This is a genomic window from Pseudomonas sp. Z2-11 (assembly GCF_054161305.1).
The window spans coordinates 3,998,882-4,023,145 of record NZ_CP096395.1 but is presented as its reverse complement, the minus strand read 5'-3'; the positions used below and the strand labels follow the sequence as shown (position 1 = coordinate 4,023,145).

The 24,264-nt window shown below is 62.3% G+C and carries 27 protein-coding genes; 14 read left to right on the top strand and 13 right to left on the bottom strand.

What is annotated here, in order from left to right; genetic code table 11:
- Positions 1-90 precede the first annotated feature (90 nt).
- The 3 genes from astA to M1E16_RS17770 form a co-directional block, all read right to left on the bottom strand.
- Positions 91-1,125 carry an arginine N-succinyltransferase gene (gene astA / locus M1E16_RS17780; RefSeq protein ID WP_458128018.1) on the bottom strand — a complete coding sequence of 345 codons (1,035 nt, stop codon included), beginning with the start codon at positions 1,123-1,125 and terminating at the stop codon, positions 91-93.
- 61 nt (positions 1,126-1,186) lie between these two features.
- Entirely contained in the window at positions 1,187-2,203 is a 1,017-nt protein-coding gene (locus M1E16_RS17775) for an arginine N-succinyltransferase (protein WP_458128017.1), read from the bottom strand.
- Between the two features lie 105 nt (positions 2,204-2,308).
- Positions 2,309-3,061 carry an N-formylglutamate amidohydrolase gene (locus tag M1E16_RS17770; RefSeq protein WP_434630007.1) on the bottom strand — a complete coding sequence of 251 codons (753 nt, stop codon included), beginning with the start codon at positions 3,059-3,061 and terminating at the stop codon, positions 2,309-2,311.
- Positions 3,062-3,497: 436 nt separating this feature from the next.
- On the opposite strand from M1E16_RS17770, the gene M1E16_RS17765 reads away from it, so the two are divergent.
- On the top strand, positions 3,498-4,076 hold the full coding sequence (locus M1E16_RS17765; RefSeq protein ID WP_458128016.1) for a histidine phosphatase family protein: 579 nt from the start codon (positions 3,498-3,500) through the stop codon (positions 4,074-4,076).
- Complete coding sequence (gene cobF, locus M1E16_RS17760) at positions 4,073-4,828, top strand: precorrin-6A synthase (deacetylating) (protein ID WP_458128015.1); 756 nt, start codon at positions 4,073-4,075, stop codon at positions 4,826-4,828. Before M1E16_RS17765 ends, cobF begins: the two co-directional genes overlap by 4 nt.
- A 144-nt stretch (positions 4,829-4,972) precedes the next feature.
- Here the strand turns inward: cobF and ftrA are convergent, their stop codons facing one another.
- Positions 4,973-5,932: a transcriptional regulator FtrA gene (ftrA, locus tag M1E16_RS17755; RefSeq protein WP_434630012.1), complete on the bottom strand. Its 960-nt coding sequence runs from the start codon at positions 5,930-5,932 to the stop codon at positions 4,973-4,975.
- Positions 5,933-6,035: 103 nt separating this feature from the next.
- Here ftrA and M1E16_RS17750 point away from each other — a divergent pair, with 103 nt between their 5' ends.
- The 4 genes from M1E16_RS17750 (at position 6,036) to M1E16_RS17735 (ending at position 9,469) form a co-directional block, all read left to right on the top strand.
- Positions 6,036-6,470 carry a rhodanese-like domain-containing protein gene (locus M1E16_RS17750; RefSeq protein ID WP_458130340.1) on the top strand — a complete coding sequence of 145 codons (435 nt, stop codon included), beginning with the start codon at positions 6,036-6,038 and terminating at the stop codon, positions 6,468-6,470.
- 222 nt (positions 6,471-6,692) lie between these two features.
- Entirely contained in the window at positions 6,693-7,472 is a 780-nt protein-coding gene (locus M1E16_RS17745) for an ABC transporter substrate-binding protein (protein WP_434573259.1), read from the top strand.
- 103 nt (positions 7,473-7,575) lie between these two features.
- A complete protein-coding gene (locus M1E16_RS17740; RefSeq protein ID WP_458128014.1) occupies positions 7,576-8,688 on the top strand; it encodes a succinylglutamate desuccinylase/aspartoacylase family protein in 1,113 nt (370 codons plus the stop codon).
- 64 nt (positions 8,689-8,752) lie between these two features.
- Positions 8,753-9,469: an alpha/beta hydrolase gene (locus tag M1E16_RS17735; protein WP_458128013.1), complete on the top strand. Its 717-nt coding sequence runs from the start codon at positions 8,753-8,755 to the stop codon at positions 9,467-9,469.
- Positions 9,470-9,615: 146 nt separating this feature from the next.
- Here the strand turns inward: M1E16_RS17735 and M1E16_RS17730 are convergent, their stop codons facing one another.
- On the bottom strand, positions 9,616-10,203 hold the full coding sequence (locus M1E16_RS17730; RefSeq protein WP_458128012.1) for a hypothetical protein: 588 nt from the start codon (positions 10,201-10,203) through the stop codon (positions 9,616-9,618).
- A 142-nt stretch (positions 10,204-10,345) separates the two neighbouring features.
- Positions 10,346-11,281, bottom strand: coding sequence for a LysR family transcriptional regulator (locus tag M1E16_RS17725; RefSeq protein WP_458128011.1), 936 nt, complete (start codon positions 11,279-11,281; stop codon positions 10,346-10,348).
- 109 nt (positions 11,282-11,390) lie between these two features.
- Here M1E16_RS17725 and M1E16_RS17720 point away from each other — a divergent pair, with 109 nt between their 5' ends.
- On the top strand, positions 11,391-11,888 hold the full coding sequence (locus tag M1E16_RS17720; RefSeq protein WP_434630029.1) for a DMT family transporter: 498 nt from the start codon (positions 11,391-11,393) through the stop codon (positions 11,886-11,888).
- A 1-nt stretch (position 11,889) separates the two neighbouring features.
- The gene (locus M1E16_RS17715) at positions 11,890-12,342 is read left to right on the top strand and encodes a DMT family transporter (RefSeq protein WP_458128010.1); all 453 of its coding nucleotides are present in this window, start codon (positions 11,890-11,892) and stop codon (positions 12,340-12,342) included.
- A 5-nt stretch (positions 12,343-12,347) separates the two neighbouring features.
- Here the strand turns inward: M1E16_RS17715 and M1E16_RS17710 are convergent, their stop codons facing one another.
- On the bottom strand, positions 12,348-12,626 hold the full coding sequence (locus M1E16_RS17710) for a hypothetical protein (protein WP_305500172.1): 279 nt from the start codon (positions 12,624-12,626) through the stop codon (positions 12,348-12,350).
- Between the two features lie 154 nt (positions 12,627-12,780).
- Between M1E16_RS17710 and selD the strand changes: the two genes are divergently transcribed.
- Complete coding sequence (gene selD, locus M1E16_RS17705; RefSeq protein ID WP_305500173.1) at positions 12,781-13,815, top strand: selenide, water dikinase SelD; 1,035 nt, start codon at positions 12,781-12,783, stop codon at positions 13,813-13,815.
- Positions 13,815-14,918: a tRNA 2-selenouridine(34) synthase MnmH gene (gene mnmH / locus M1E16_RS17700; protein WP_458128009.1), complete on the top strand. Its 1,104-nt coding sequence runs from the start codon at positions 13,815-13,817 to the stop codon at positions 14,916-14,918. The genes selD and mnmH overlap by 1 nt, the downstream gene beginning before the upstream one ends.
- A gap of 395 nt (positions 14,919-15,313) precedes the next feature.
- On the opposite strand, the gene M1E16_RS17695 is transcribed toward mnmH, so the two are convergent.
- Positions 15,314-15,985, bottom strand: coding sequence for a histidine phosphatase family protein (locus M1E16_RS17695; protein ID WP_434573276.1), 672 nt, complete (start codon positions 15,983-15,985; stop codon positions 15,314-15,316).
- 340 nt (positions 15,986-16,325) lie between these two features.
- Between M1E16_RS17695 and M1E16_RS17690 the strand changes: the two genes are divergently transcribed.
- The 3 genes from M1E16_RS17690 (at position 16,326) to M1E16_RS17680 (ending at position 19,434) form a co-directional block, all read left to right on the top strand.
- On the top strand, positions 16,326-17,024 hold the full coding sequence (locus tag M1E16_RS17690) for a glutathione binding-like protein (RefSeq protein WP_434630036.1): 699 nt from the start codon (positions 16,326-16,328) through the stop codon (positions 17,022-17,024).
- Positions 17,025-17,176: 152 nt separating this feature from the next.
- A complete protein-coding gene (gene hemB, locus M1E16_RS17685; RefSeq protein ID WP_434656909.1) occupies positions 17,177-18,151 on the top strand; it encodes a porphobilinogen synthase in 975 nt (324 codons plus the stop codon).
- A gap of 188 nt (positions 18,152-18,339) precedes the next feature.
- Positions 18,340-19,434, top strand: coding sequence for a DUF1615 domain-containing protein (locus M1E16_RS17680; RefSeq protein ID WP_434630040.1), 1,095 nt, complete (start codon positions 18,340-18,342; stop codon positions 19,432-19,434).
- A gap of 85 nt (positions 19,435-19,519) precedes the next feature.
- Here M1E16_RS17680 and M1E16_RS17675 read toward each other — a convergent pair whose 3' ends face one another.
- On the bottom strand, positions 19,520-19,954 hold the full coding sequence (locus M1E16_RS17675; protein WP_458128008.1) for a phage infection protein: 435 nt from the start codon (positions 19,952-19,954) through the stop codon (positions 19,520-19,522).
- A gap of 196 nt (positions 19,955-20,150) precedes the next feature.
- On the opposite strand from M1E16_RS17675, the gene M1E16_RS17670 reads away from it, so the two are divergent.
- Entirely contained in the window at positions 20,151-20,780 is a 630-nt protein-coding gene (locus M1E16_RS17670; RefSeq protein ID WP_434630044.1) for a glutathione S-transferase family protein, read from the top strand.
- A 1-nt stretch (position 20,781) separates the two neighbouring features.
- Here the strand turns inward: M1E16_RS17670 and M1E16_RS17665 are convergent, their stop codons facing one another.
- Genes M1E16_RS17665 through M1E16_RS17650 form a run of 4 tightly spaced genes read right to left on the bottom strand, consistent with a single transcriptional unit; the run spans position 20,782 to position 24,224 of the window.
- A complete protein-coding gene (locus M1E16_RS17665) occupies positions 20,782-21,318 on the bottom strand; it encodes a PqiC family protein (protein WP_434630046.1) in 537 nt (178 codons plus the stop codon).
- 17 nt (positions 21,319-21,335) lie between these two features.
- A complete protein-coding gene (locus tag M1E16_RS17660; protein ID WP_305500189.1) occupies positions 21,336-22,991 on the bottom strand; it encodes a PqiB family protein in 1,656 nt (551 codons plus the stop codon).
- Positions 22,972-23,631, bottom strand: coding sequence for a paraquat-inducible protein A (locus M1E16_RS17655; RefSeq protein ID WP_305500190.1), 660 nt, complete (start codon positions 23,629-23,631; stop codon positions 22,972-22,974). Before M1E16_RS17655 ends, M1E16_RS17660 begins: the two co-directional genes overlap by 20 nt.
- Positions 23,628-24,224 carry a paraquat-inducible protein A gene (locus M1E16_RS17650; RefSeq protein WP_434573292.1) on the bottom strand — a complete coding sequence of 199 codons (597 nt, stop codon included), beginning with the start codon at positions 24,222-24,224 and terminating at the stop codon, positions 23,628-23,630. Before M1E16_RS17650 ends, M1E16_RS17655 begins: the two co-directional genes overlap by 4 nt.
- Positions 24,225-24,264: the final 40 nt, after the last annotated feature.

Below are 24,264 nucleotides of genomic sequence, written 5' to 3'. Positions count from 1 at the left end.
CTATCACGCGGGACGGCCAAGGATGATGACGAATTTACAGGGACAGGCTGGCCGAAGTCGATCCCGTGAGATATGGCAGGCGCCGCGCCGCTATGCCGCCACCGCCTGGCGATCCTGTTTGAACAGCGGCACGGCGCGCACCGTGTCGCCCGGTTGTACTTGCAGGCGTTTGGCGGTCAGGCGATCGACCACCAGGCCCTGGCCGTGCAGGTGCCCCCGGGCGCTGGTGACGCGGCAGTTTTCCAGGCGCCGGTTATGAATCAGCCAGACCGGCGCCCGTTCGTCCGGGGTGCCTATGGTCAGCGTCAGCGACTGGCTGTCGCGGACGCTGCGGATGTTCGATACCGGCGCTTCGATCACCGGGCCGGCGTCAAAGATATCCACGTACCCTTTATGGGAAAAACCCTCATCGCCAAGGATCTTCAAGGCCGGCTCGGTGTTGGGGTGAGCCTTGCCGATCACGGCCTGGGCCTGTTCGGTGAGCAGGCAGGTGTACAGCGGTTGGCGGGGCATCAGCTCGGCGATGAAGGATTTGTTGCCCATGCTGGACAACTGGTCGGCGTGGCTGAAGTCCTTCTGGAAAAAGTGTCGTCCCAGGCTGTCCCAGAACGGCGAGCAACCTTGTTCATCGGCGTGGCCGCGTAATTCGGCGATCAGCTTATCGCCAAACAGCCCGGAAAACTCCGCCACGAACAGCAGGCGCGCCAGGGACAGCAGGCGCCCGTTATGGCCGCGACGGTGCTGGGGATGAAGAAACAACGAGCAGATTTCCGACTGCCCGGTCATCTCGTTACTGAGGAACAGCGTCGGAATATGCCGCTGGATGCCCAGCTCGGGCGCCGAGCTGACCGTGACCCCGAGCCGATAGTTGTACCAGGGCTCGCGCAGTCCGATTGCGCCAGTGAGAGCGCTGATACCCACTACCTGACGGTCATCGTCTTCAAGCACGAACAGATAGTCGGCGTCCGCCCGTTCGACCTGTCCGGCGAAGGTGCGCTGGGCCCAGCGTACCCGGTGCGCCAGGCGCTCCTCGTTGGCCGGCAGGCTGGTGAACCCAGGGCCGGCGCAACGGGCGAGGTCCATCAATGCGGGTAAGTCGGTCAGGGCAACCGGGCGGACTACCACGAAGCGCCTCCTTCTACAGGCCGGGCGGGACGCTGTCGCACGATGCGCAATCGATTGCAGTTCATAGGCTGACCACCCGGACCCGGTCACCGTCGGCAACTTCAAGCGCTGCCAGCATGTCAGGGGACAGGCGCACGAAGCCTTCGGCGTCAAGGTCCAGGTCGGCGATGATGGCCCGGTAATTACCCAGGCCATCATTACTCACCAGGTAGCGCCCCGTGGCGTCAACCTGCTGGCTCGGACGCACGACGGCCGAGCGACTGTGAATGATCGAGCGGATGTTCGCGACCCGGGCGTGCATCGTCGGCCCCCCGTCAAAGATGTCCACGTAGCTATTGGTTTCGAAACCCTCGCGTTCGAGAATGTCGAAGGCTTCCTGGCCGTCGGGGTGGATCCGGCCGATACAAGCCTGGGCCTGAGGCGGCAACATAGGGACATAGATCGGGTATTGCGGCATCAGGTCGGCGAGAAAGGTCCGACTCTGCAGGCCGCACAATCGTTCGGCTTCGGTGTAGGACAGGTCGAAAAAGTGCTGACCGATGGCATCCCAGAAGGGCGAATGGCCTTCCTTGCTGCTGTACCCGACGATCTCTGTGATCACCGAGTCGGCAAAGCGTTGGGGATGGGCGCCGACAAACATCAGCCGGGCGCGGGACAACAATTGCGATTGCGCCGTGTGCACGTATGCGGCGTCGATATGAAAGCCGCGCAGCAGCGTCTGGCCATTCAGGTCCTGGCACAGCGACAGTGCCGGTACGCCATGCTGGATGTTCAACTCCCGGGACTCGCTGGAAAACGGCCGGTTGCGCAGGCTGTAGAACGGCTCGTCGCAACCGGTGGCCGCAACGATTTCCGAGCAGCCCAGCAGGCGGCTCGACACCAGGTCCTGCAGGACAAAAAAGTAATTCTGCGCACCGGGGCGTTGCACGTCGGTTTCGAACGAGGCGCATGAGCTGAGGATTCTGTCTCGCAGGCGATCCGTGTCGTCGGGAAGCGAGGTGACGCCCACCAGGCTGTCGCGGGCCAGCTGCTGCAACTGCGGCAAATCGGTTAACTGAACTGGACGTAAAGCCAGCATGGATAACACTCCTGTTTCAAAGAGCCCGCCGAGAGGTGCCGGGCCTGACGATCACTGTCGATGTCCACGCGTTGAAGCTTGTAGCAGAGATTTGACACGGTCGCGTTACAGCAGCGGCGCGAGATAGGCGCTCCAGGTCCGCACCGATTCGGAACTGCGCAACAGGTCGTTGCGCACTTCGATCAGCACCGAATCCAGGCCGCGGCCGTCGCCGTGGACTGGAACCGTCATGTCACTCAACGGGCTGACCTTATAGGGCTGATTGCCGGCGGCCCGCAGCGAATGGCGCGCTAACCCGTCGACGATGCGCTGGGCATATTCCCGGGCTTCGCCAAACAATACCCCGGCCTCAAGGGCCCGCGGCTGGCCGTAGAACACCGGGGTGAAACTGTGGATGCCGACCACTCGCACGGTCCGCTTGTCGGCCAGGCGTTGGTCGATCAAGGCGCGCAATTGATCATGGAATGGATGGAAGAGGCACCGCTGGCGATACGCGCGCGTAGCGTCATCCAAGGACTGGTTGCCAGGAATCTGGTAGATCTCGCTTTGCGCCGGAATGCTGTCGGCGACGTGAAGCGGACGGTTCAGGTCGATCAACAACCTTGAATAGTTGGCCGACAGCAAGGTCGCGCCGAGGGTTTCGGACAGCCGCTCGGCCAGGGCCAGCGCACCGATGTCCCAGGCAATATGTTCCTGAGCGGCGGTTTCATCCAGGCCCAGGTCGTTCAGTGCATCAGGAATGTAGCGGCTGGCATGTTCGCAAACCAGCAACAATGGATGCTCGGAGTCTTCACGCAGCAACCGGAAAGCAGGCTTGGTATAGAGGCCCGATTCGGCACATTCAATGGATTCACGCATAGTGCTCACAAAGTTCGGCTGGTGACAGCGCCTGGGGCAAGGCGTCGGACGGCGCCCGGCCATACAGGGCACATATGACCTTGTGTACCGATAGCATCATAGCCAGGCACGGATCAGTGATCGGGTCTCTGAAGAGAGGCATCCGTGCTCCTTGCCGGGATGAGTGCTGGTTTCTTTTCTAGCGCCGAAAATAGTATTTGGGTAGCAGGTGTCGCGTGTCCAGAGGTTTTTACTTTCCGTTTAAAAAGCCTCAAGTCACGTAGAGGCCTTGTAGGGCAAGGGTTTGGTTGGAACGCCAATGTATGTCAGCTATCGCTCCCGTCTGTGTCAGACATACCGCCTTTTTGTCCGGGTTATTTGATTTCATATAAGGTGTTGTACAAGAAAATACGGGAGGGTTGCTGTGTTGAGCCGTCCGACAGACTGAGTATCCAATGTGCAAGCCACTCGCCTTACCCTGATCTGCCATGCCCGCACCGCCGCCCAGAAAGATGCACGTTTCGGCTTGGACGAACCGCTGGACGCCGGCTGGCTGGCGACGCGTGCCGAGATCGGCCATGAATACCGGAACGTCCGCCGCCTGCTTTGCGGGCCAGAGCTGCGCACCCGCCAGACCGCGGCGCTGTTGGGCGACGATCCGCAGGTGGTCCAGGCGTTGGCTGATTGTGATTTCGGGCGTTGGCGCGGGATGTCTGTCGATGAGTTGCTCAAGACGGAGCCGGAATACCTTCAAGCCTGGCATGACGATCCGGACGCCGCGCCCCACGGCGGCGAGTCCGTCAGCGAGGTATGTCGCCGGGTCGGCAACTGGCTGACGACGCTGCAACACACTCCGGGCCACTGGCTGGCCGTTACCCATCCGTTCGTGATTCGCGCTGCCCTGCTGAACGTACTGGGTTGCCCGCTGGGCATGTTCCACCGGATCGACATCGAATCGCTTTCCGTCACTGAGTTGCGTTTCAACGGGGTATGGCGATTTCGCACCCAGGGGCCTGGCCGGGAGCCGCAAGCATGAAGAGATTGTCGGTGATAGGCATCGGTGCCGGTGATCCCGATCACCTGACGATGCAAGCGGTGAAGGCCCTGAATCAGGTCGATGTGTTTTTCCTGATGGACAAAGGGCCCGGTAAGGACGCGCTGTTGGACCTGCGTCGCGACATCTGTCGCCGCTACATCACTGATCGCACCTACCGCTTTGTCGAAGCCGGCAGTCCCGAGCGCCAGCGCGAGGATCTGGACTACACGGCCAGTGTCGAGGCACTTAACCGGGCGAAGCAGGCAACGTTCGAAAGATTGATCAATGAGCAATTGTCTGACGGGCAGCGTGGCGGTTTCCTGGTGTGGGGCGACCCTTCGCTGTACGACAGCACCCTGCGCATCCTGCAGGCGATCCTTGATTCGGGGCGCTGCGTCTTCGAGTTCGATGTCGTTCCGGGGATCACCAGCGTCCAGGCCCTCGCGGCGCGACACAAGGTGCCGTTGAACAGTATCGGCGGCTCGCTGGAGATCACCACGGGGCGCAGGCTGGCGGCGGGCCAGGTTGGCGATGCCGCGAGCACGGTGGTGATGCTTGATGCCGAGGATGCGTATCGCCAGGTCAACGATCCTGATACGCAGATCTATTGGGGCGCCTACGTGGGAATGGCGGATGAATTGCTCATTGCCGGACGGCTGGGGGACGTGGCCGACGACATCGAACGCACCCGCAAGGCGGCGCGACAGGCGAACGGGTGGATCATGGATACGTATTTGTTGCGCAAACCCTGATGGTGCGGATCAACCCGTGGCGAGGGAGCTTGCTCCCGCTCGACTGCGAAGCAGGCGCAAGACATCAGCCATCTTGTGCATCGGGGTTGCTGCGCAACCCAGCGGGAGCAAGCTCCCTCGCCACGGAGAACCTCGAAGGCGTCGTCACCCTCGCCCAAACCGCTCCCGGTACACCGACGGCGCCAGCCCCACCACGTTGCGAAACGCTACCCGGAAACTTTCCACCGAACGATAGCCACACAGTTGGGCAATGTTGTCGGTGTTGTCTTGCGTGCTTTCCAGCAATTCCCGCGCCCGTGCCAGGCGCTCATGTTGCAGCCAGGCCTTGGGCGACAGGCCGCAAGCCTGGGTGAAGCGACGCAGGAAGGTCCGTTCGCTCATGGCGGCGTGACTGGCCAGGTCGCGCACTCCCAGCGGCTCGTGGAGACGTTCCCGGGCCCATTGCATGACGCCGGACAAATCGCTGCGCGGCGTGCGGCTGACCGGCGAGGGAATGAACTGCGCCTGGCCACCGGTGCGTTGGGTCGGCATGACCAGCCGGCGCGCCACGGCATTGGCGACCTGGGCGCCGAAATCCCGCGCCACCAAGTGCAGGCAGGCATCGATGCCGGCCGCGCTGCCAGCCGAGGTAATGATCTGGCCGGAGTCGACATAAAGTACATCGGGATCGACTTCGATGGTCGGGTAGCTGTCGGCGAGTTCGTCGGTGTAGCGCCAATGCGTGGTGGCGCCCAAGCCGTCAAGCAGCCCGGTGGCCGCCAGGACAAAAGCCCCCGAGCAGATCGACAACAGGCGAGCGCCACGGGCATGGGCTCGTCGCAAGGCCTGGAGCAGGGCATCGGAGGGCGGTTCGCTGCGACTGCGCCAGCCCGGCACGATAATGGTTCGCGCGCTGTCGAGCAGCTCCATGCCGCCATCGGCCAATACCTGGAAGCCGCCCATGGCGCGCATCGGGCCGTCGTCGACAGCGACGATGCGGTGTTCATACCAGGGAAAATCAAACTCGGGCCGTGCCAGCCCGAATATCTCGACGGCGACGCCGAATTCGAACGTGCACAGTCCGTCGTAGGCGAGAATCGCGACGAGGCCAGGGGTAGGCTGCATTTGGCGGAAAATTCCCACAGAGTGTCTTGTACGCCACTGTAGCGGTTGGCGGCGGGTGGATAAAGTCTCTCCAAGCCCTTATCCGTCCCTGGAGTAAACCATGATGACCAGCCCTGTTCGCGAAGTGCCTGCTGCGCCGTCCGACATTGCCCTGCAGCATTTCAGCCGGCGCCTGATGTTCGAAACCGATTGTTCCGACGTACGTGCCAGCCAAGACGCCGGTGAGATCGATTTTGTCCTCGTTGATGTGCGCGGGCCGCAGGCCTATGCACGCGGGCACGTGCCCGGGGCGATCAACCTGCCGACCCGCACGCTGACTGCCGAGGCGCTTGCGGCCTATCCTAAGGCCACCCTGTTCGTGGTCTATTGCGCGGGGCCGCATTGCAACGGCGCCAACAAGGCTGCGGTGCGCCTGGCGACCCTGGGGTACCCGGTCAAGGAAATGATCGGTGGTGTCATGGGCTGGCTCGACGAAGGTTTCCGCCTGACCGGTTCCGTGGAGCGCGTGACGGAGCAGGCGGTCAGCTGCGATTGTTGAACGGTGCGTCCTCCTTGGGGTGAGAACAAGCTCCCTCGCCACAAGGGCTGACTGCTTTCGGTTTTGCAAATGCTCTCTATCTCTATAACTATTTGTCGCCTATACGCAATTCCGCTCCCGAGTGCCCCTCTAGACTCCCGCTCACTTCGGTTCTCGCTGACCGAACGCTGTTTCCGAATCTGCCCATAACGATCAAAAAAACCTGCGCACTCAGGAGCAAAAATGAAGAAGCTTGTCATGTTCGGTGCCCTGGCACTGTCCGTACTCTCCCTGTCGGCCGTGGCCGAAGACGCCAAGCCGATCCGCCTCGGGATCGAGGCCGGTTATCCACCTTTTTCGATGAAAACCCCTGATGGCAAGCTGACCGGCTTCGATGTGGATATCGGCGACGCCCTGTGCGCGCAGATGAAGGTCAAATGCACCTGGGTCGAGCAAGAGTTCGACGGGCTGATTCCCGCACTGAAGGTGAGGAAGATCGACGCGGTCCTGTCGTCGATGACCATCACTGATGACCGCAAGAAAAACGTCGACTTCACCATCAAGTACTACCACACCCCGGCGCGTTTCGTGATGAAGGAAGGTACGGACGTCAAGGACCCGCTGACCGAACTCAAGGGCAAGAAAGTCGGCGTGTTGCGCGCCAGTACCCATGACCGCTTCGCGACCGAAGTGCTGGTCCCGGCGGGGATCAACCTGGTGCGCTACAGCTCCCAGCAGGAAGCCAACCTGGACATGGTCGCCGGTCGCCTCGACGCCATGCTGGCCGACTCGGTCAACCTCGACGAAGGTTTCCTGAAAACCGCCGCCGGCAAAGGCTTTGCCTTCGTCGGGCCGACCTATGAAGACGCCAAGTATTTCGGCGGCGGCGCCGGCATCGCGGTGCGCAAGGGTGACAAGGCCCTGGCGGACAAATTCAACGCCGCCATCAGCGAAATCCGCGCCAATGGCACCTACAAAAAGGTGCAGGACAAATACTTCGCCTTTGACGTCTATGGGCATTAATCGCTGAAGGAAACAGGTGGCCCGCCGCTGACCCGGCCGGCCACCTTTTTCATGGGCGATTGTTTTACCCTGAGCCTGTCGAGAACCGATATCTGGAGTGCCAATGCAACGCATCGACCATACCCTGCCGTGGAGCCACCTGGGCACGGAGCGCCGGCTCAGCGTGTTTCGTTTCGGCCATGGCCCGCGCAAGGCCTACATCCAGGCCAGCCTGCACGCCGATGAACTGCCGGGCATGCGCACGGCATGGGAACTGAAACAGCGGCTCAGCGACCTTGAGTCCCGCGGCCTGCTCAAAGGCGTGATCGAACTGGTGCCGGTGGCCAATCCCATCGGCCTGGACCAGCATCTGCAGAGTGCTCACATGGGGCGTTTCGAGCTGGGCAGCGGGAAAAATTTCAACCGTTCCTTCGTCGAACTCAGTGCCCCGGTGGCGCAGCGCATCGGGGCTCGTCTGGGCGACGATCCGGCTGCCAACGTCACCTTGATCCGGCAAACCATGGCCGAGGTGCTCGAGGAACTACCCGCGCCACCTTCGCAACTCGAAGCCATGCATCGGCTGTTGCTTCGCCATGCTTGCGACGCCGACATCACTCTCGACCTGCACTGCGATTTCGAGGCCGCCATTCACTTGTACGCGTTGCCGCAACAATGGCCGCAGTGGCGCTCGCTGGCCGCGCGGCTGAGGGCCGGTGTGGCGTTGTTGTGCGAAGATTCCGGCGGCAGCTCGTTCGATGAGTCCTGTTCCACGCCCTGGTTGCGCCTGGCGAGGATCTTTCCGCAAGCGGCCATTCCGGCGGCCAACCTGGCGACGACGCTGGAACTGGGCAGCATGGGCGACACCCGGGTGGAGCAGGCCCGGGCGAATTGCGAGGCCATCCTCGGATTTCTCGCCGAACAGGGACTCATCGGCGGTGACTGGCCGGCCGCGCCGGCGCAATGCTGCGAGGGTTTTCCGTTCGAAGGCACCGAATACCTGTTTGCCCCGCACCATGGCGTGGTGAGCTTCCTGCGCGACGCTGGCGAGTGGGTGGAGCGGGGCGATGCTTTGTTCGAAGTGGTCGATCCGTTGAACGACCGAGTGACCACGGTCCGCGCCGGCACCAGCGGCGTACTGTTCGCCCTGGATCGCGGGCGCTATACCCAGCCGGGCATCTGGCAGGCGAAAGTCGCCGGACGTGAGCCGATTCGGGCGGGGAAATTGATCAACGACTGATAAGTGCTGTCTACCTCACCGCACGGTCGTCACCGTGCGGTTATCCAATGCTGGAGGAAGACCGATGTTCAAAGCGTTCGCCCTGTTTCTGCTGCTGGTGTCTGCCGGAGCGCAGGCCCAACCGTCGCTGCATACCGACTTGCCACTCAACTACCTGGCCCGCGCCGATGAGCAGGCCAGGAACCGGCCGCTGGTGATTTTCCTGCACGGTTCGGGCAGCAATGAAGAAGACCTGCTGACGCTCGCCGACGAACTGCCCAAGCACTACAACTACCTTTCGGTGCGGGCACCCAAGTCGATGGAGCCGGGGCGCTACCAATGGTTTGCCAGGAAAGGCGAGGGCGCCTATGAAGGTGACACGTCAGACCTGAAGGCCAGCGGCCAGATGCTCCTGGAATTCATCGAGAAGGCTCGGGCCAAATACCCGACCGATGCGAGCAACGTCTACCTGGTGGGTTTCAGTCAAGGCGCGATGATGAGCTACGAGGTAGCCCTGAGACACCCCGAAGCCGTCGGCGGCATTGCCGCGATGGGCGGGCGAGTTCTTTCGGTGTTGCGCGCCGGACTGACGCCCGATGAATCGCGCCGGGATCTGGCGGTGTTCATCGGCCACGGCACGGCGGACCCGATCATTCCCTACCACGACGGCACCGACGCTGACACGTTCCTCAAGACCCTGGCCCTGGAACCGGAATTCCACGCATATCCGGGGCTTGGTCACAACATCAGCGCGCAGGAAGTGAAGGACCTGCGGGCCTGGCTGGAGCGGCTCAACCCTTGATCCAGCCGGATTCCTGTGGGGGCGGGTTTGCTCCTACAGTTCGACGGCGGTGAGCCTCTGTTTTCGAGCATGCCAAATTTCTCTGTGGGAGCGAGCCTGCTCGCGAATGCAGCAATGGGGCCCACCAGGCACACCGCACCGGCCCGTCACTTCCCGCTGGCGATCTGCTTGACCAATGCCTCATGACCGGCCTGGTCGCTCGCCCTGGAGATGATCTGCACCACGGCCATGCGCGTGCCGGAAGCCCCTATCAGGGTAGTGTCCAACGTGGGCCCGCCACCTTGGGTGGCCCGGGTGTCGAGCTGGCGCAGGCCGAGGCCGGTGGCTTTCAGGGTCAGGCTCTTTTCCCCGAGGATTTTGGCATCCGGCAGGGCCTTGGTCTTCTGGACCGCGAAATCGGCGAAGGTCGTGTCCAGGAAGGCTGCGTCGTTATCGTTTACATTTGCCCCGTCAACCAGGGTGTTCTCCGCCGTGATCACCACCGTTTTGCGGGTGGCATTGCTGTACATCGTACCGCTCGCCCCGGCGGTTCCCTGCGCCACGTCCCCTGCTGACAAGGGCGTCGCCGTGAAGCCCTGGAGGGTGAAGCTGAACTTGCCGCCCAGCATCGAAACCTTCTGGGCCGGCGCTTGCGCCGCGGGTTTCTTGGGCTGGGCGGCAAGGGCCGGGAATGCGACCAGGCTGGTGATAGCCGTCAGCAGCAGGACAGCGGCCTGTTTACTCAGCGATGACATTGAATTCTCCACGGATGGTCGTGCTTGAAGGCGAATGATCCCATGGCTGGCGCGTTTGACTCCACACCGCTGATCACGGGCTGGAGCAAGTCTGCCTGTGACAGCGGTGATCCGGACGGTGCGACTGAGCCTCGCGCGGCGGTCAAGGACGGTCCCAGTAGGGCACTTCGCCGAAACACTCGAGGAAAAAATCGATCACCGTGCGCACTTTCACTGACAGGCGTCGGCTGCCGGGCCAGAGGATGGCGATTTGCTGGGGTTCTAGGCTGTTGGACGCTTCGTAATCGCCCAGGACCGGTACCAGCGTGCCGTTGCGCACGGCTTCGCCGATCAGCCATGACGGAAACATCACCAGGCCCAGGCCTTGTTCGGCGGCCTGGGTCAGGGTGTCGGCGTGGTTGCCGGTGATCGGCCCGCTCACGCTGTAGCGTATCCAGGCTTGACCCGGCTTGCGGAAAAACCAGCGCTGTTGCCCGGCTACGCCTTTGTAGGCCAGGCAGTGATGGGCCGCCAGGTCGTCGGGTTTTTGTGGAACGCCGTGGTGGGCCAGGTAGGCGGGGCTGGCCGCGATCTGGAAACGGTGCGGCGCGATGATCCGCGCCTGCATGCTCGAATCGTGCAAAGGGCCGATGCGAAAGAGCAGATCGGCACCTTCCTGCAGCGGGTCGACGTAACTGTCGGTCTGCTGGAGATCCAACTGCAGCTTCGGGTAGCGCTCGCACAGTTGTCCCAGCCAGGGCGTCAGGTGGCGCTGTCCGAAGACTACCGGGGCGTTGATCCTCACGAGTCCGGCCGGTTCGCTGTGCTGTTCCTGCAAGGCCTGTTCGGCTTCCTCCAGTTGCACCAGCAGCAAGCGTGCATGGTGCCCGAGCAGGCGGCCGGCTTCGGTGGGCGAAACGGCGCGGGTATGGCGATACAGCAACTGCTGGTTCAGCGCCTGCTCCATCAGTTGGATCTGCCGGGAAATCGAGGAGGGCGCCAACCCCTCGCGCCGCGCGACTTCCGAGAAACTGCCGTGATCGAGCACCGCGACGAACAATCGGAGTGCCTTGAAACCCAGTTCATCAAGACCGTGCATGGGAATCCGCTGTGCGTGTTGCGCAAAAGAGTTGTCGGAATGCTCCCATTTATCGCACAACAGCGCCAGCCGATAATGCCCGTCGTTTCTTTTCAGGCAGGTTTATCTCATGCAATCAACATCCACCCCCTCCGCCGCAGCGGTAGCGGATGCCGCGCCACCCCGGACTTTCCTGCGCTGGCTCCTGCTACCCCTGGTGATCCTGGCGGGCATGGGGCTATCGGTGGAGGCCGGTCTGCTCGGGCCGCTCGGTGTCCAGGTCGGTCATCTGTGGGCAACGTTGAGCATCTTTGGCGTTGGCGCGGCTCTATTGTTCCTGCTGTTGTTGCTCAGCGGTCCGCAACGAGGCCCGGCCCTGAATGAGTTGCCGCGCTGGCAATTGATCGGTGGCTTCCTGGGGCCGATTTACGTGGTGGTACTGACGCTCGCCACCCCGCACATCGGCATTGCCATGACCATGATCGCGATTCTCTCCGGACAGGTCGGCAAAAGCGTGCTGATCGACCATTTCGGCTGGTTCGGCGCGAGCCGCAAGCGTGTCAACCGCGAGCGCTGGCTGGCGTTGGCGTTGATTGTCGTGGCCCTTGTCCTGATTGCCCGAGGTTGATATGAGCGTGATCCTGTTATTGCTGGTGGTTGTCGCCGCCGGCGCGGTATTGAGCGTCCAGGCTGCCATCAACGGGCGTCTGGGCGAGACGGTCGGCGTACTGCGCAGCAGTCTGCTGACCTTTGCGGTCGGCACGGTGGTGACCGGTCTGTTGACCGTGTTTTTCGAGCCGGCCCATGCGGTAAGCCTGTTGGACGTGCCGAAATGGCAGCTCAGCGGCGCATTGTTTGGTGTGGTGTACATGATCGTGATGGTCGGCGCGGTGCCGAGAGTCGGCACAGCCGTGGCAACCGTCGCGGTCATCGTCGGGCAACTTGCCATGGGCATGCTGATCGACAACTTCGGCTGGCTGGGCAATCCACCTGTCGAACTGTCCGCCAGCCGCTTGTTGGCCATGGCCTGCCTGGCACTGGCGCTGGTGTTCATGTATCGCAGCAGTACGCGGCAGACCTGAACGGCTCAGTCCGGTTCGACGTCCAGTTGCAGGCTGTCATCGGCCAGGCGCTCGGTACGTCGGACAATGCCGCTGATGCGCCGGCCTTCTACGCTGAACACCACGATCTGGGCTTTTGCCAGGTCTTCGGGCAGCGGTGGGCGTACATGCAGGGCGAACCATGGCGGCTCGCCGTCGTCGAGACGCTTGACATCGAACTGGCAGTCGACGCTTTTGGTTTCGCGTCCGAACAGCGTGTCGAGGCCGTAATCGAGGTGGGTGTCCACGCGTGGGTTCAAGTCCATCGGCAATCTCCCGGATGAAGGCTCGGCTAATGTGCAAGTGAGTCTGTTGGCAACGGAAAAATTCCGTCGGATGAGTGCCGACTGGTCGTGACCGGCAGTGAACGGCTGGCGTTGCTGCTAGAATCGGCCACCTTGACTTACGAGAGGTATGCCCATGAGCGAGCCGATTCGCCTGACCCAGTACAGCCACGGTGCCGGTTGCGGCTGCAAGATTTCGCCCCAGGTGCTGGAAGTGATCCTGGCCGGCAGCGGTGCGCAAAACCTTGATCCCAACCTGTGGGTCGGGAACGCTTCCCGGGACGATGCGGCGGTCTATGCCATCGACGAGGAGCGCGGCGTGGTCTCGACCACCGATTTCTTCATGCCGATCGTCGACGATCCGTTCGACTTCGGTCGCATCGCCGCGACCAATGCCATCAGTGATATCTATGCCATGGGCGGTGATCCACTGATGGCGATTGCGATCCTCGGCTGGCCAGTCAACGTGCTGGCCCCGGAAATCGCGCGCGAGGTGATTCGCGGTGGCCGCTCGGTGTGCGACGAGGCAGGCATCCCCCTGGCGGGCGGGCACTCGATCGATGCGCCCGAGCCGATTTTCGGTCTGGCAGTGACGGGCCTTGTGCAAAAGCGCCACATGAAACGCAACGACACCGCCACCGCTGGCTGCCGGCTGTACCTGACCAAACCCCTGGGCATCGGCATCCTCACGACGGCGGAAAAGAAAGGCAAGCTGCGCGCCGCCGACGTGGGCCTGGCCCGAGACTGGATGTGCACGCTGAACAAGCCCGGCAGCCGTTTCGGCAAGCTCGATGGCGTGACGGCGATGACCGATGTCACCGGTTTCGGCTTGCTCGGGCACCTGGTGGAAATGGCCGATGGCAGCCAACTGACCGCGCGTATCCGCTACGACGCGGTGCCGCGCCTGCCAGGCGTCGAGTACTACCTCGATCAAGGCTGCGTACCGGGCGGCACATTGCGCAACTATGACAGCTACGCCAGCAAGGTCGGTCGCGTCCAGGAGCTGCACAAGCGAGTGCTGTGCGACCCGCAGACCAGCGGCGGCCTGCTGATTGCCGTCACACCCGAAGGGGAGAGCGAGTTCCTGCGTGTCGCCGTTGAACTGGGTCTGGCGCTGGAACCGATTGGTGAACTGGTCGAGCGACAGAGCCACGCGGTCGAGGTGTCTTGATGCCCAACGACATCACCGATTACCGCGATATTTTCCTCAATGATCGCCCGATGATGGACACTCGCGCGCCGGTGGAATTTCTCAAGGGCGCGTTTCCCGGCGTGGTCAATCTGCCGTTGATGACCGACATCGAGCGGCAACGCGTCGGGACCTGCTACAAGCAGCAGGGACAGCAGGCCGCCATTGTCCTGGGGCATCAACTGGTCAGCGGCGAGACCAAGGCCCAACGCATCCAGGCCTGGGCCGAATTTGCCCAGGCCCATCCTGATGGCCTGCTGTACTGCTTTCGCGGTGGCTTGCGCTCACAGATCGTCCAGCAATGGCTCAAGGACGAGGCGGGCATCGAATACCCCCGAGTCGGCGGGGGCTACAAGGCGATGCGTACGTTCCTGTTGGGCACCATCGACCAGGCGGTCGCTCAGTGCGACCTGGTCTTGCTGGGCGGCATGACCGGCACCGGCAAGACCGAGGTGTTGACGCAACTCAATAACGGCCTGGACCTGGAAGGCTATGCCAATCATCGCGGTTCGAGCTTCGGCAAGCGTGCGACCGGGCAGCCTTCCAATATCGATTTCGAAAACCTGCTGGCGGTGGATGTGCTGAAAAAGCGTGCCGCCGGCATCGAGCAATTCGTGCTGGAGGATGAAAGCCGCATGGTCGGCAGCTGCGCCTTGCCGTTGCCGTTGTACCAGCGCATGCAACAGGTGCCGATGGTCTGGCTGGAAGATCGCCTGGAGCGGCGGGTCGAGCGGATCCTGCGCGACTACGTGATCAACCTCTGCGCCGAGTTTGTCGAGGTCCATGGCGACGAAGGATTTTCGCTGTTTGGCGAACGATTGCTGGCGAGCCTGGACAACATCCACAAACGCCTGGGTGGCGATCGCCATCGGCGATTGCTGGACATCATGGACGCCGCCCTGGCCGAACAGGCCGCCAGCGGCGCCGTCGACCTGCATCGCGCTTGGATCGAAGGCTTGCTGCGCGAGTACTACGACCCGATGTATGTATTCCAGCGGGAAAAGAAGGGCGGGCGCATAGAGTTTGTCGGGGAGCAGGCGGCGGTATTGGAATATCTGCGTGAACGCGCCGCTCGGGAAGGATAAAACTCAAGTCTTGGCACACAACCTGTGGGAGCGAGCCTGCTCGCGAAGGCATCCGGTCAGTCACCCCCTCATTGGCTGACCCGCCGCTTTCGCGAGCAGGCTCGCTCCCACAAGGGCTCGCGGCTGCTCACAAATTCTGCGTCCACCACCGATTTGCTGTGGGAGCGAGCCTGCTCGCGAAAGCGCTGGGTCAGTTGGGGGATGTTGGATGTGCTGCCGTCTTCGCGAGCAGGCTCGCTCCCACATGGATCTGCGGCTGCTCACAAATTCTGCGTCCACCATCGATTTCCTGTGGGAGCGAGCCTGCTCGCGAAGAGGCCAGCACATTCAACATCTTCTTTGGCCGTGACGCCGCCATCGCGAGCAGGCTCGCTCCCACAGTAATCCTTGGCAGATTACGTCGGGCAGGTCTTCTGCCCGTTATCCAGGCCTTGCTTGTAGCTTTGGCTGGTGAGGCTGGCCTTGCCGTTGTGCCAGGTCAGGGTCAGTACATACAGGGAGTCGAAATCGCTCGATGCCCAGTCATCGGTGATGGTCTGCCGCTTGCCCACCGCTTCACCCGCGACCTTGTTGATCAGTTCCGGCAGGTAGCCGTGGGACCAGGCCGTGTAGATAGTGGAGTTGTGGTACTTGTCCTGCATCAATTCATCAGCCAGGTCACTGGTGTCGTTGGCTGAATACTCGATGTTTACCGGCAGGCCGAGCTTGATGGCGCTGGGGCTGATTGTCATCAAGGGGCGAATGTAGCTGTAGGAATTATCCAGCTCACCCTCTTCGACGTTACGGGTCGGATTGGCCGCGAACACGTAGTCGGCTTCGCCGAATCTTTCTGGCAGCAGGGTGGCCAGGTCGATGGCGCGGTTCAGCCCCTGGCAATTGAGTTGGCCGAGGCCGCCGACCGGTTTTTCCGCGTGGCGCAGGAACACCAGCGTCTGCACGCCGTCGACGGGCTGGGCACTGCTGACGCTGGATTCCAGCGACAGCACCAGCCCACAGGTCACGAGCAGCGTCGGTAGCAGTAGCCATGGACGGCGTTTCAACTGGGCGAACTTCAGTGGGTTGATCATCGATATACGTCTTTGTCTTCTCGATTCAGGCTGACAAACCCCGGCACCGCAAAGCCTCTGGCTCCGGGTGTTTTCCCTGTCGTTATGGCCGCTTCGATTGCTCGGGGCATCTCTCAGAGTCCCCGCTGCTTCTTTGGTTCGATCCTGGGGGCGATCCTGGTTGATGCCGGGCACTGTAGCGGCGTCCCGCCAAGGGACGCAGCGAATGTTAGCGACAGGATGTTGCGGAATTAAGAAAGAGGCGCTGTCCCTCAAGAGCCAAGGCTTGTGTTCAAAGGCCCCAAAGCCTGCTCAGCTGATTTATGCTTGGGCTTTCCGACTGATCCATGGAACCCATGCCATGCCCGACCTGACCCCTTTCCCCATCACCCAGAAATGGCCCGCCCAGTTCCCTGAATGGCTCCAGCTCTATTCCCTGCCGACCCCCAACGGCGTGAAGGTGTCGATCATGCTGGAGGAGATCGGTCTGCCCTACGAGCCGCACAAGGTGGACTTTGGCAACAATGACCAACTGTCCCCCGAGTTCCTCTCGCTCAATCCCAACAACAAGATCCCGGCGATTCTTGACCCCCATGGGCCGGGAGATCGGCCGTTGGCGTTGTTCGAATCGGGAGCGATCCTGATTTATCTGGCCGACAAGAGCGGCCAGCTGCTCGCCCAGGAGTCGGCGGCGCGCTACGAGACGATCCAGTGGCTGATGTTCCAGATGGGCGGCATCGGGCCGATGTTCGGTCAGCTGGGGTTCTTCAACAAGTTCGCCGGCAAGGATTACGAGGACAAACGGCCGCGCGACCGATACGTCGAGGAAAGCAAGCGCCTGCTCAAGGTGCTGGACGGACGTCTGGAAGGACGCGACTGGATCATGGGCGAGCGCTACACCATCGCCGATATCGCCACGTTCCCATGGGTGCGCAACCTGCTTGGTTTTTATGAGGCCGGTGATCTGGTGGGTATCCAGAACTTCCCGAACGTGACGCGGGTGCTGGAACGTTTCCTGGCGCGGCCGGCGGTGGCGCGTGGCTTGAAGATTCCGGAATGACCCGCTAATCGGGTGACGTGCAGCAACGGCGCGCTGACGTCGTGAGTGGATTATTGCCTGACCGGTAACACTCTGTTCCTGCGTCGGCGTTTGTGCCCTGCCTGGTCAGGGCATAAGCTTTGTCTCGTGTTCCATTTCGCCTCCGGAGTCCCATGTCCAGTCAGTTCCCCGCAGCCCGCCCACGCCGTCTGCGTCGCAATGCAAGCCTGCGCAACCTGTTCCAGGAAACCGAGTTGACCTTGAATGATCTGGTACTGCCGATTTTCGTCGAAGAGGAAATCGACGATTTCGTGCCGATCAAGAGCATGCCCGGCGTGGTGCGTATCCCGGAATCGAAGCTGGCCGGGGAAATCGAGCGGTATGCTCGTGCCGGTATCAAGGCGGTGATGACCTTTGGTGTGTCCCATCATCTGGACAGCGACGGCAGCGACACGTGGAGCGAGCGTGGCCTGGTTTCACGCATGGCCGGAATCTGCAAGGACGCCGTGCCGGAAATGATCGTGATGTCCGATACCTGTTTTTGTGAGTACACCGATCATGGCCACTGCGGCGTGCTGCACGGTCACGAAGTCGATAACGACCGAACCCTGATCAACCTGGGCAAACAAGCGGTAGCGGCGGCACGCGCCGGTGCCGATGTCATCGCGCCGTCGGCGGCCATGGACGGGCAAGTCCAGGCCATTCGCAAGGCGCTCGATGACGCGGGCTTCAGCCAGACGGCGATCATGGCCTATTCCACCAAGTTCGCCTCCGCGCTCTACGGGCCGTTCCGCGAGGCCGGCGGCAGCGCCTTGAAAGGCGACCGCAAGAGCTACCAGATGAACCCGATGAATCGCCGCGAAGCCCTGCGCGAGTCGCTGCTCGACGAGCAGGAGGGCGCCGATGCACTGATGGTCAAGCCGGCCGGGGCCTATCTCGACATCATCCGCGACATCCGCGAGGCCTCGAACCTGCCATTGTCGGCCTACCAGGTCAGCGGCGAGTACGCGATGATCAAGTTCGCCGCACAGGCCGGCGCCATCGACGAAGCCCGAGTCGTGCGAGAAAGCCTCGGCGCGATCAAGCGGGCAGGGGCGGACCTGATCTTCACTTACTTCGCGATGGATCTGGCGCTGAGCGGGATCTGAGCCAGCACTACTCCTGTGGGAGCGAGCCTGCTCGCGATAGCGGTCCATCATCGAGCATTTGGGGTGATTGACACACCGCCATCGCGAGCAAGCTCGCTCCCACAAGGTTTGTGCTCGCTTTGCATCAGTAGCCTCCACAGGTTTTTGATCGTATGGTTGCTCCCGAACAAGGGAACTGATGGAGCACCATGCATTTCACTCGACTGATGATCACTCTTGCCGCATTGCTGGCCCTGGCCGGCTGCGGCAGCCGTCAGGCCCAGGAGCCTGAGCGCCAGCCTGCCGAAGTCAAGGCGCAGATCGTGCGCTTATTGCCGGCCAAGACCGCCGATCGGGAGGGCTGGGCCACGGACATCTACGTGGCGTTTGCGGCGCAGCAGATCCCGCCAACGACCCAGAACATCTGTTCGGTGCTGGCGGTGACCGAGCAGGAGTCGACCTTCCAGGCCGATCCCGCGGTGCCGGGGCTGGGCAAGATCGCCCGGCAGGAAATCGATCGCCGGGCGGCGAAGCTACGCATCCCCGGGTTTCTGGTGAGCGGCGCCCTCCAGGTGCGCTCGTCCAATGGCAAAAGCTACAGCGACCGCCTCAACGCGGCGCGCAGCGAGAAGGAACTCAGCGCAATTTTTGATGATTTCATCGGCATGGTGCCGCTCGGCAAAACCCTGTTCGATGGCTTCAACCCGGTGCATACGGGCGGGCCGATGCAGGTCAGCATCGCCTTTGCCCAGGCCAATGCGCGCGATTATCCCTACACGGCGGATGGCTCGATTCGTCGGGAAGTGTTCAGTCGTCGCGGAGGGATGTATTTCGGCATCGCGCATTTGTTGGGGTATCCCGTCAGTTATACCGAGCCGCTGTACCGTTTCGCCGATTTTAATGCTGGCTGGTATGCCAGTCGCAACGCGGCCTTCCAGCATGCGGTGAGTCGCGCTTCGGGCATTACGCTGGCCTTGGACGGTGATTTGATCCTGCCTGATTCGATCATGCCCGGCAGCACGGAGCTGGCGGTGCGCACGTTGGGCAAGTCATTGGGCATGCGCAACCCGACCATCCGCGATCAGCTGGAACTGGGCGACAGCCTGGCGTTCGAGGACAGCAAGCTCTACAAGCGGGTGTTCGAATTGGCCGAGAAGGCCGAGGGCAAGCCGCTGCCTCGGGCGGTGTTGCCGGGCATCGTGCTCAAGAGTCCGAAAATCACTCGCAAGCTGACCACTGCATGGTTTGCCAAGCGCGTGGACGAGCGGTATCAGCGGTGCATGACGCGGGCTTCGGGGCGCTGAATCTTCGGCCATGAAAAAGCCCGGCGGATGAGGCCGGGCTTCTACTGTGATGGCTTGAAGGATCTTGCAGCGCGGTGGTAACAATTCATGCGCGGTTCTTGGCCAAATTATCGGAGCCACCTTCGACAACGCGGCGTTCCAGCAGACGGTCAGCACCGCCTTCGGCAACACGGTTTTCGATCAGCTTGTCGGAGCCACCTTCGGCGACGCGGCGTTCCAGCAGACGGTCGGCACCGCCTTCGGCAACACGGTTTTCGATCAGCTTGTCGGAGCCACCTTCGGCAACGCGGCGTTCCAGCAGACGATCGGCTCCGCCTTCGGCAACACGGTTTTCGATCAGCTTGTCGGAGCCACCTTCGGCGATGCGGCGTTCCAGCAGACGGTCGGCACCGCCTTCGGCAACACGGTTTTCGATCAGTCGGTCAGAGCCGCCTTCGGCAACGACGGGCTGGGAAGTGGCGGCGAATACGTTGGCTGCCAGAACGGAGAAAGCGAGGCTGAGGATGATTTGGCGTTTCATGATGGTGTGCTCCGGGGTGCGTTGGTTTGTGTGGGGCCATTGTTGCGCCGGGCACCGATCGTGAGAACTTCATTGACGTGATGGTGAACATCGATGGCGGTGATAGCTCGCCGGGTTGGTGTCAGCCAGGTTGATGGAACACTGGGGCACCGGTGCGCTCTACCGACCTGAATCCCTTTTTGAAGGAGGCCAGTCCATGTATCAGTTATTCGGCCACAGCCAATCCGGTTCCTCTGCCGTGGAGGTCGCCTTGGATCTTTGCGGCGTGCCTTACCGCCGGGTAGATACCTATTCGACCGAGGACAACGATGCGGCGAAGGAACTCGAAGCCCTGAATCCACAGAAGCAGGTCCCGACCCTGCAATTGCCGGACGGCTCGGTGCTCACCGAGGCGGCGGCGATCCTGATTCACTTGGGGCTGTCTTTTCCGGAATCGAAACTGCTGCCGGATGATCCGGCCCAGCGTGCGCAGGTCATACGCGGCCTGGTGTATATCGCCGCCAATTGCTATACACCGATCGGCATCATCGATTTTCCGCAGCGCTGGCTGCCCGACGCCGACGACGCTGCTCGGGAGCGATTGGTGGCGGGCACCAAGCAACGTCTGTATCGCAACTGGGCGTTGTTTGCCGACCAGTTTCCTGCGAGCCCTTTCCTCGGCGGTGCCGAGCCCGGTGCATTGGATATCCTGGCGGCGGTGATTACCAAGTGGGTCGAAACCCGCGAAGCGATGCTCAGTGCCCGTCCTGAGTTCTACGCCCTGCTGGAGCGCATCGACCGCCATCCGCGAGTCGCGCCAGTGCTTTCATTGCACTGGCCCGAATGAATCAGGGACACGCACTGCGCGAGGCGGCCTGGCGGACGAGTTCTGCAAGCTGTCGAACGTTCTGCTGATGGCCTTTCACCAGGTCGTCGATACTGCCGCCAGCCGGTGTCTGCAGGCTGCTGCGGCAGGTAACGGCCTGAGCTTCGTTGCCATGGCTACGCAAGCGCCATTGCACGTCCATGCGCGCATAGCGGCCGGGGATCGAGTCGAAGCGTTGCACCTCCACCCGCAACAGCCGCCTGGGGGCCCCGGGGTTGCTCAATTGCTCGTCCAGGCTGCTGCGTAGTTCATCCGCCAGGCTTGAGCCCCACCATTCGGTTTCCAGGATCGCCAGACCGCTGTCGCCCTGACGAATCACCATCTGGGTGCGATCCACTTGCGGCGGGACGCTGAGTTGTTCGATCTGGATATCCACCCCTGCACGCGCCTGACCAGCCGGCTGGACCGGGCTCAGGGTGTGGTAGTGGATGGGATCGCTGCGACAGGCACCGAGCAGCAGCGCCAGGGCGATCAACGAACATTTCAGCATCAGCGGCATCGGGCGTGCTCCTGTGATCATTCTTTCACCGGAAAGGTAAGGTTCTGCGCCGGAGCATCTTTCGGACGGCCACGAAGCAGCGACTCGGGGTGTCGGCTCAGGTAATCGGACAGCTCGCGCAGCGAACGCGACATTCGGCCCAGGTCATCCAGCGTCTGGGTCAATTGTTCGCGCTGCGGCGAATCTTCCGCCAGGGTCGAGTTCGCCGACTGCAAGGTCTTGCTCACGTCCTGCAAGGTGCTTTGCACGCCCGGGAGGGTCTTGCTGTTGAATTGCGACAGGCCCTTGCGCAGCTCCACGAGGTTACCGTCCAGGTTGCTGGCGATGCTTTCCAGCGGCAGCTTGTTGATGCGCTCGACCACCGTCTGCAATTGTTCCTGCAACTGCTGGAGGCTGCCCGGGATAGTCGGGATCCGCAGGGGGCGCGCGGCGAGGTCGAACGCGACTTTCTCGGCCTTGGGGTAGAAATCCAGCGAAATGTACAACTGCCCGGTCAGCAGGTTGCCGCTGCGGGCCTGGGCGCGCAGGCCGCGTTCGACGAAGCTGCCGACCAGGCGCGCGGCGGCGGCTTCGTCTTCCGGGTCGTAGTTCAATGACTTGAGCAGTTTCTCGTGGGCCTTGCCGAGCAGTTGCGGGTAGATCACGATTCCTACGTTGACCGGGAACGTGCGCTGCTTTTCGTCGAAGTCCAGGTTCATGGAGACCACCCGGCCGATCTCGATCCCGAGGAATTCCACCGGGGCGCCGACGCGCAATCCGCGCAAGGCCTGGTCGAAGCGCAAGGCCAGGTACTGCGCCTTGCCACTGGGCGGGGCCAGGGCGCTTTGCTGGTCGGCGAACAGTTCGAAATCCTTGTCCTCGGCCGCGGGCGTGTCGTTGGGGCTGTATTCCGGGGCCCGGAATGCAATGCCGCCGACGAGCAGGGCGGACAGCGACTCGGTCTTGACCGCAAAACCGTTGGCGCCGACGTTCACGTCGACGCCACTGACGTTCCAGAACCGGGTGTTCTCGGTGACGTAGGCGTCATTTGGCGCGTTGATGAACACCTCGATATTGACGCCTTTGCCATCGGCGTCCAATGCGTAGGACACCACCTGGCCCACCGGAATCTTGCGCAAGTACACCGGCGAGCCGATGTCCAGCGAACCGAGGTCCTGTGAATGCAGGGTAAAGCGTTTGCCCGGTTCGCCGTAGGTGATCGGTGGCGGAGCCTCCAGGCCGGTGAACGACTTGGCGCGCACTTTCGAATGACCGGCGTCAGCGCCGATGAAGTCCCCCGACAGCAAGGTGTCGATCCCGGAGATCCCGCCCGCGCCAATCCGCGGCCGGACCACCCAGAACACCGAGTCTTCATGAGTGAAGGTGTCGGCGGTCTTGGCGAGCTTGACCGTGGCGGTCACGTTCTTCTGATCGTCGCTCAGTTGCACGTCGGTGACCTGGCCAATGACCACATTGCGGTATTTGACCGGGGTCTTGTTGGCGGTCAGGCCTTCGCCTGTCTTGAAGGTGATGGTGATGGTCGGGCCTTCCTGCAGCCAGTTATTGACCACCAGGGACACGCCCACCAGCACCGCGATGATCGGCACGATCCACACCAGCGACACGGTCCAGCGGCGGGTGGAGACATGGGCACGGCCCGGTGCGGGTTGTCCGTCAGTGGCTTGTGACTTCATCCATGACCTCCTCGGATGGTTGGGTGTCCCAGATCAGCCGCGGGTCGAAACTCATGGCCGACAGCATGGTAAAGAGCACCACGAGGCCGAAGAACAGGATCCCCGGTCGCGGTTCGATGTCGCTCAGGGCCTGGAACTTGACCAGTGCCGCCACCAGGGCCACGACCAGCACGTCAAGCATCGACCAGTAGCCGATGACTTCGACCAGCCGATACAGCTTGGCGCGCTGCACCTGGGCCCAGGTACTGCGCCGTTGCACGGTCACCAGCAGCAACGTCAGCACGACGAACTTGATGCCCGGCACCGCGATGCTGGCGATGAAGATGATCAGCGCGATGTCCCAGGCACCACTCTGCCAGAACTCGAGAACGCCGCTGATAATGGTGCTGTCCGCACCGTCGCCGAGCATCTGGGTGTTCATGACCGGGAGCAGGTTGGCCGGGATGTAGAACACCAGTGCCGCCAGCATGTAGGCCCAGGTGCGAGTCAGGGTATCGGGTTTGCGCCGGTGCAGGGCGGCATCGCAGCGTGGGCAGGTGTCAGGTTCGTCGGTCATGTCGCAAGCCAGGCCGCAGCTGTGGCACAGGCACAGGTTCAGATCGCTGGCGCGGGGCGGATTGCCCGGCGTTGCGGCGTTCACAGGGTGTTCCACAGGTCGCGCACATCGCGACCGGCAATGCGGATCATCAACAGACTCAAGGCCGCCAGGGCGAACAGACCGATACCGGGAAGCACATCCAGCAACCCGGCAAGCTTGATGACAGCCACCAGGGCTCCCAGCAAGCACACCTCCAGCATGCTCCACGGTCGCAGGGTTTCCAGGCTGCGCATGCACAGGTTGAAGGCCGGGGCGCGCCGGTTGGAATGGGCGTAGCCCAGCACCCAGAGCAGCAGCGCCAACTGGAACGCCGGAGCGATGATGATCGCGACCGCGGCCACCAGGGCGATGAAGGTGATGGGCCCCTGGCTCAGGGCCACGACCGAATCCCACAGGGTCGCGCTGTTGCTCAGGCCTTGGAGGCGGATGCTCATCACCGGATAGACATTGGCGAAGGCCCACAGCACCGCTGCCGTGATGGTCAGGGCCAGGCGCTGTTCGATGGTCAGGCCGTTGTAGCGCTGGATCACTGCATGGCATTGCACGCACGAGGCTTTTTGATGCGGGGCGAGCGCAACCGGCTCGTACACTGCATCGCAATGTTCACAAATGATCAGTCGGTCGGTAACGGCCATGAGGATGCTCGGCGGGGGCAACTCCTTCAATATAGAAGTG

Bases quoted from the DNA above. Each gene is read 5' to 3' on its own strand.
- M1E16_RS17775 (WP_458128017.1), bottom strand. From the start codon at position 2,203: ATGCTGGCTTTACGTCCAGTTCAGTTAACCGATTTGCCGCAGTTGCAG.
- M1E16_RS17770 (WP_434630007.1), bottom strand. From the start codon at position 3,061: ATGCGTGAATCCATTGAATGTGCCGAATCGGGCCTCTATACCAAGCCT.
- cobF (WP_458128015.1), top strand. From the start codon at position 4,073: ATGAAGAGATTGTCGGTGATAGGCATCGGTGCCGGTGATCCCGATCAC.
- ftrA (WP_434630012.1), bottom strand. From the start codon at position 5,932: ATGCAGCCTACCCCTGGCCTCGTCGCGATTCTCGCCTACGACGGACTG.
- M1E16_RS17750 (WP_458130340.1), top strand. From the start codon at position 6,036: ATGACCAGCCCTGTTCGCGAAGTGCCTGCTGCGCCGTCCGACATTGCC.
- M1E16_RS17745 (WP_434573259.1), top strand. From the start codon at position 6,693: ATGAAGAAGCTTGTCATGTTCGGTGCCCTGGCACTGTCCGTACTCTCC.
- M1E16_RS17740 (WP_458128014.1), top strand. From the start codon at position 7,576: ATGCAACGCATCGACCATACCCTGCCGTGGAGCCACCTGGGCACGGAG.
- M1E16_RS17735 (WP_458128013.1), top strand. From the start codon at position 8,753: ATGTTCAAAGCGTTCGCCCTGTTTCTGCTGCTGGTGTCTGCCGGAGCG.
- M1E16_RS17730 (WP_458128012.1), bottom strand. From the start codon at position 10,203: ATGTCATCGCTGAGTAAACAGGCCGCTGTCCTGCTGCTGACGGCTATC.
- M1E16_RS17725 (WP_458128011.1), bottom strand. From the start codon at position 11,281: ATGCACGGTCTTGATGAACTGGGTTTCAAGGCACTCCGATTGTTCGTC.
- M1E16_RS17720 (WP_434630029.1), top strand. From the start codon at position 11,391: ATGCAATCAACATCCACCCCCTCCGCCGCAGCGGTAGCGGATGCCGCG.
- M1E16_RS17715 (WP_458128010.1), top strand. From the start codon at position 11,890: ATGAGCGTGATCCTGTTATTGCTGGTGGTTGTCGCCGCCGGCGCGGTA.
- M1E16_RS17710 (WP_305500172.1), bottom strand. From the start codon at position 12,626: ATGGACTTGAACCCACGCGTGGACACCCACCTCGATTACGGCCTCGAC.
- selD (WP_305500173.1), top strand. From the start codon at position 12,781: ATGAGCGAGCCGATTCGCCTGACCCAGTACAGCCACGGTGCCGGTTGC.
- mnmH (WP_458128009.1), top strand. From the start codon at position 13,815: ATGCCCAACGACATCACCGATTACCGCGATATTTTCCTCAATGATCGC.
- M1E16_RS17695 (WP_434573276.1), bottom strand. From the start codon at position 15,985: ATGATCAACCCACTGAAGTTCGCCCAGTTGAAACGCCGTCCATGGCTA.
- M1E16_RS17690 (WP_434630036.1), top strand. From the start codon at position 16,326: ATGCCCGACCTGACCCCTTTCCCCATCACCCAGAAATGGCCCGCCCAG.
- hemB (WP_434656909.1), top strand. From the start codon at position 17,177: ATGTCCAGTCAGTTCCCCGCAGCCCGCCCACGCCGTCTGCGTCGCAAT.
- M1E16_RS17680 (WP_434630040.1), top strand. From the start codon at position 18,340: ATGCATTTCACTCGACTGATGATCACTCTTGCCGCATTGCTGGCCCTG.
- M1E16_RS17675 (WP_458128008.1), bottom strand. From the start codon at position 19,954: ATGAAACGCCAAATCATCCTCAGCCTCGCTTTCTCCGTTCTGGCAGCC.
- M1E16_RS17670 (WP_434630044.1), top strand. From the start codon at position 20,151: ATGTATCAGTTATTCGGCCACAGCCAATCCGGTTCCTCTGCCGTGGAG.
- M1E16_RS17665 (WP_434630046.1), bottom strand. From the start codon at position 21,318: ATGCCGCTGATGCTGAAATGTTCGTTGATCGCCCTGGCGCTGCTGCTC.
- M1E16_RS17660 (WP_305500189.1), bottom strand. From the start codon at position 22,991: ATGAAGTCACAAGCCACTGACGGACAACCCGCACCGGGCCGTGCCCAT.
- M1E16_RS17650 (WP_434573292.1), bottom strand. From the start codon at position 24,224: ATGGCCGTTACCGACCGACTGATCATTTGTGAACATTGCGATGCAGTG.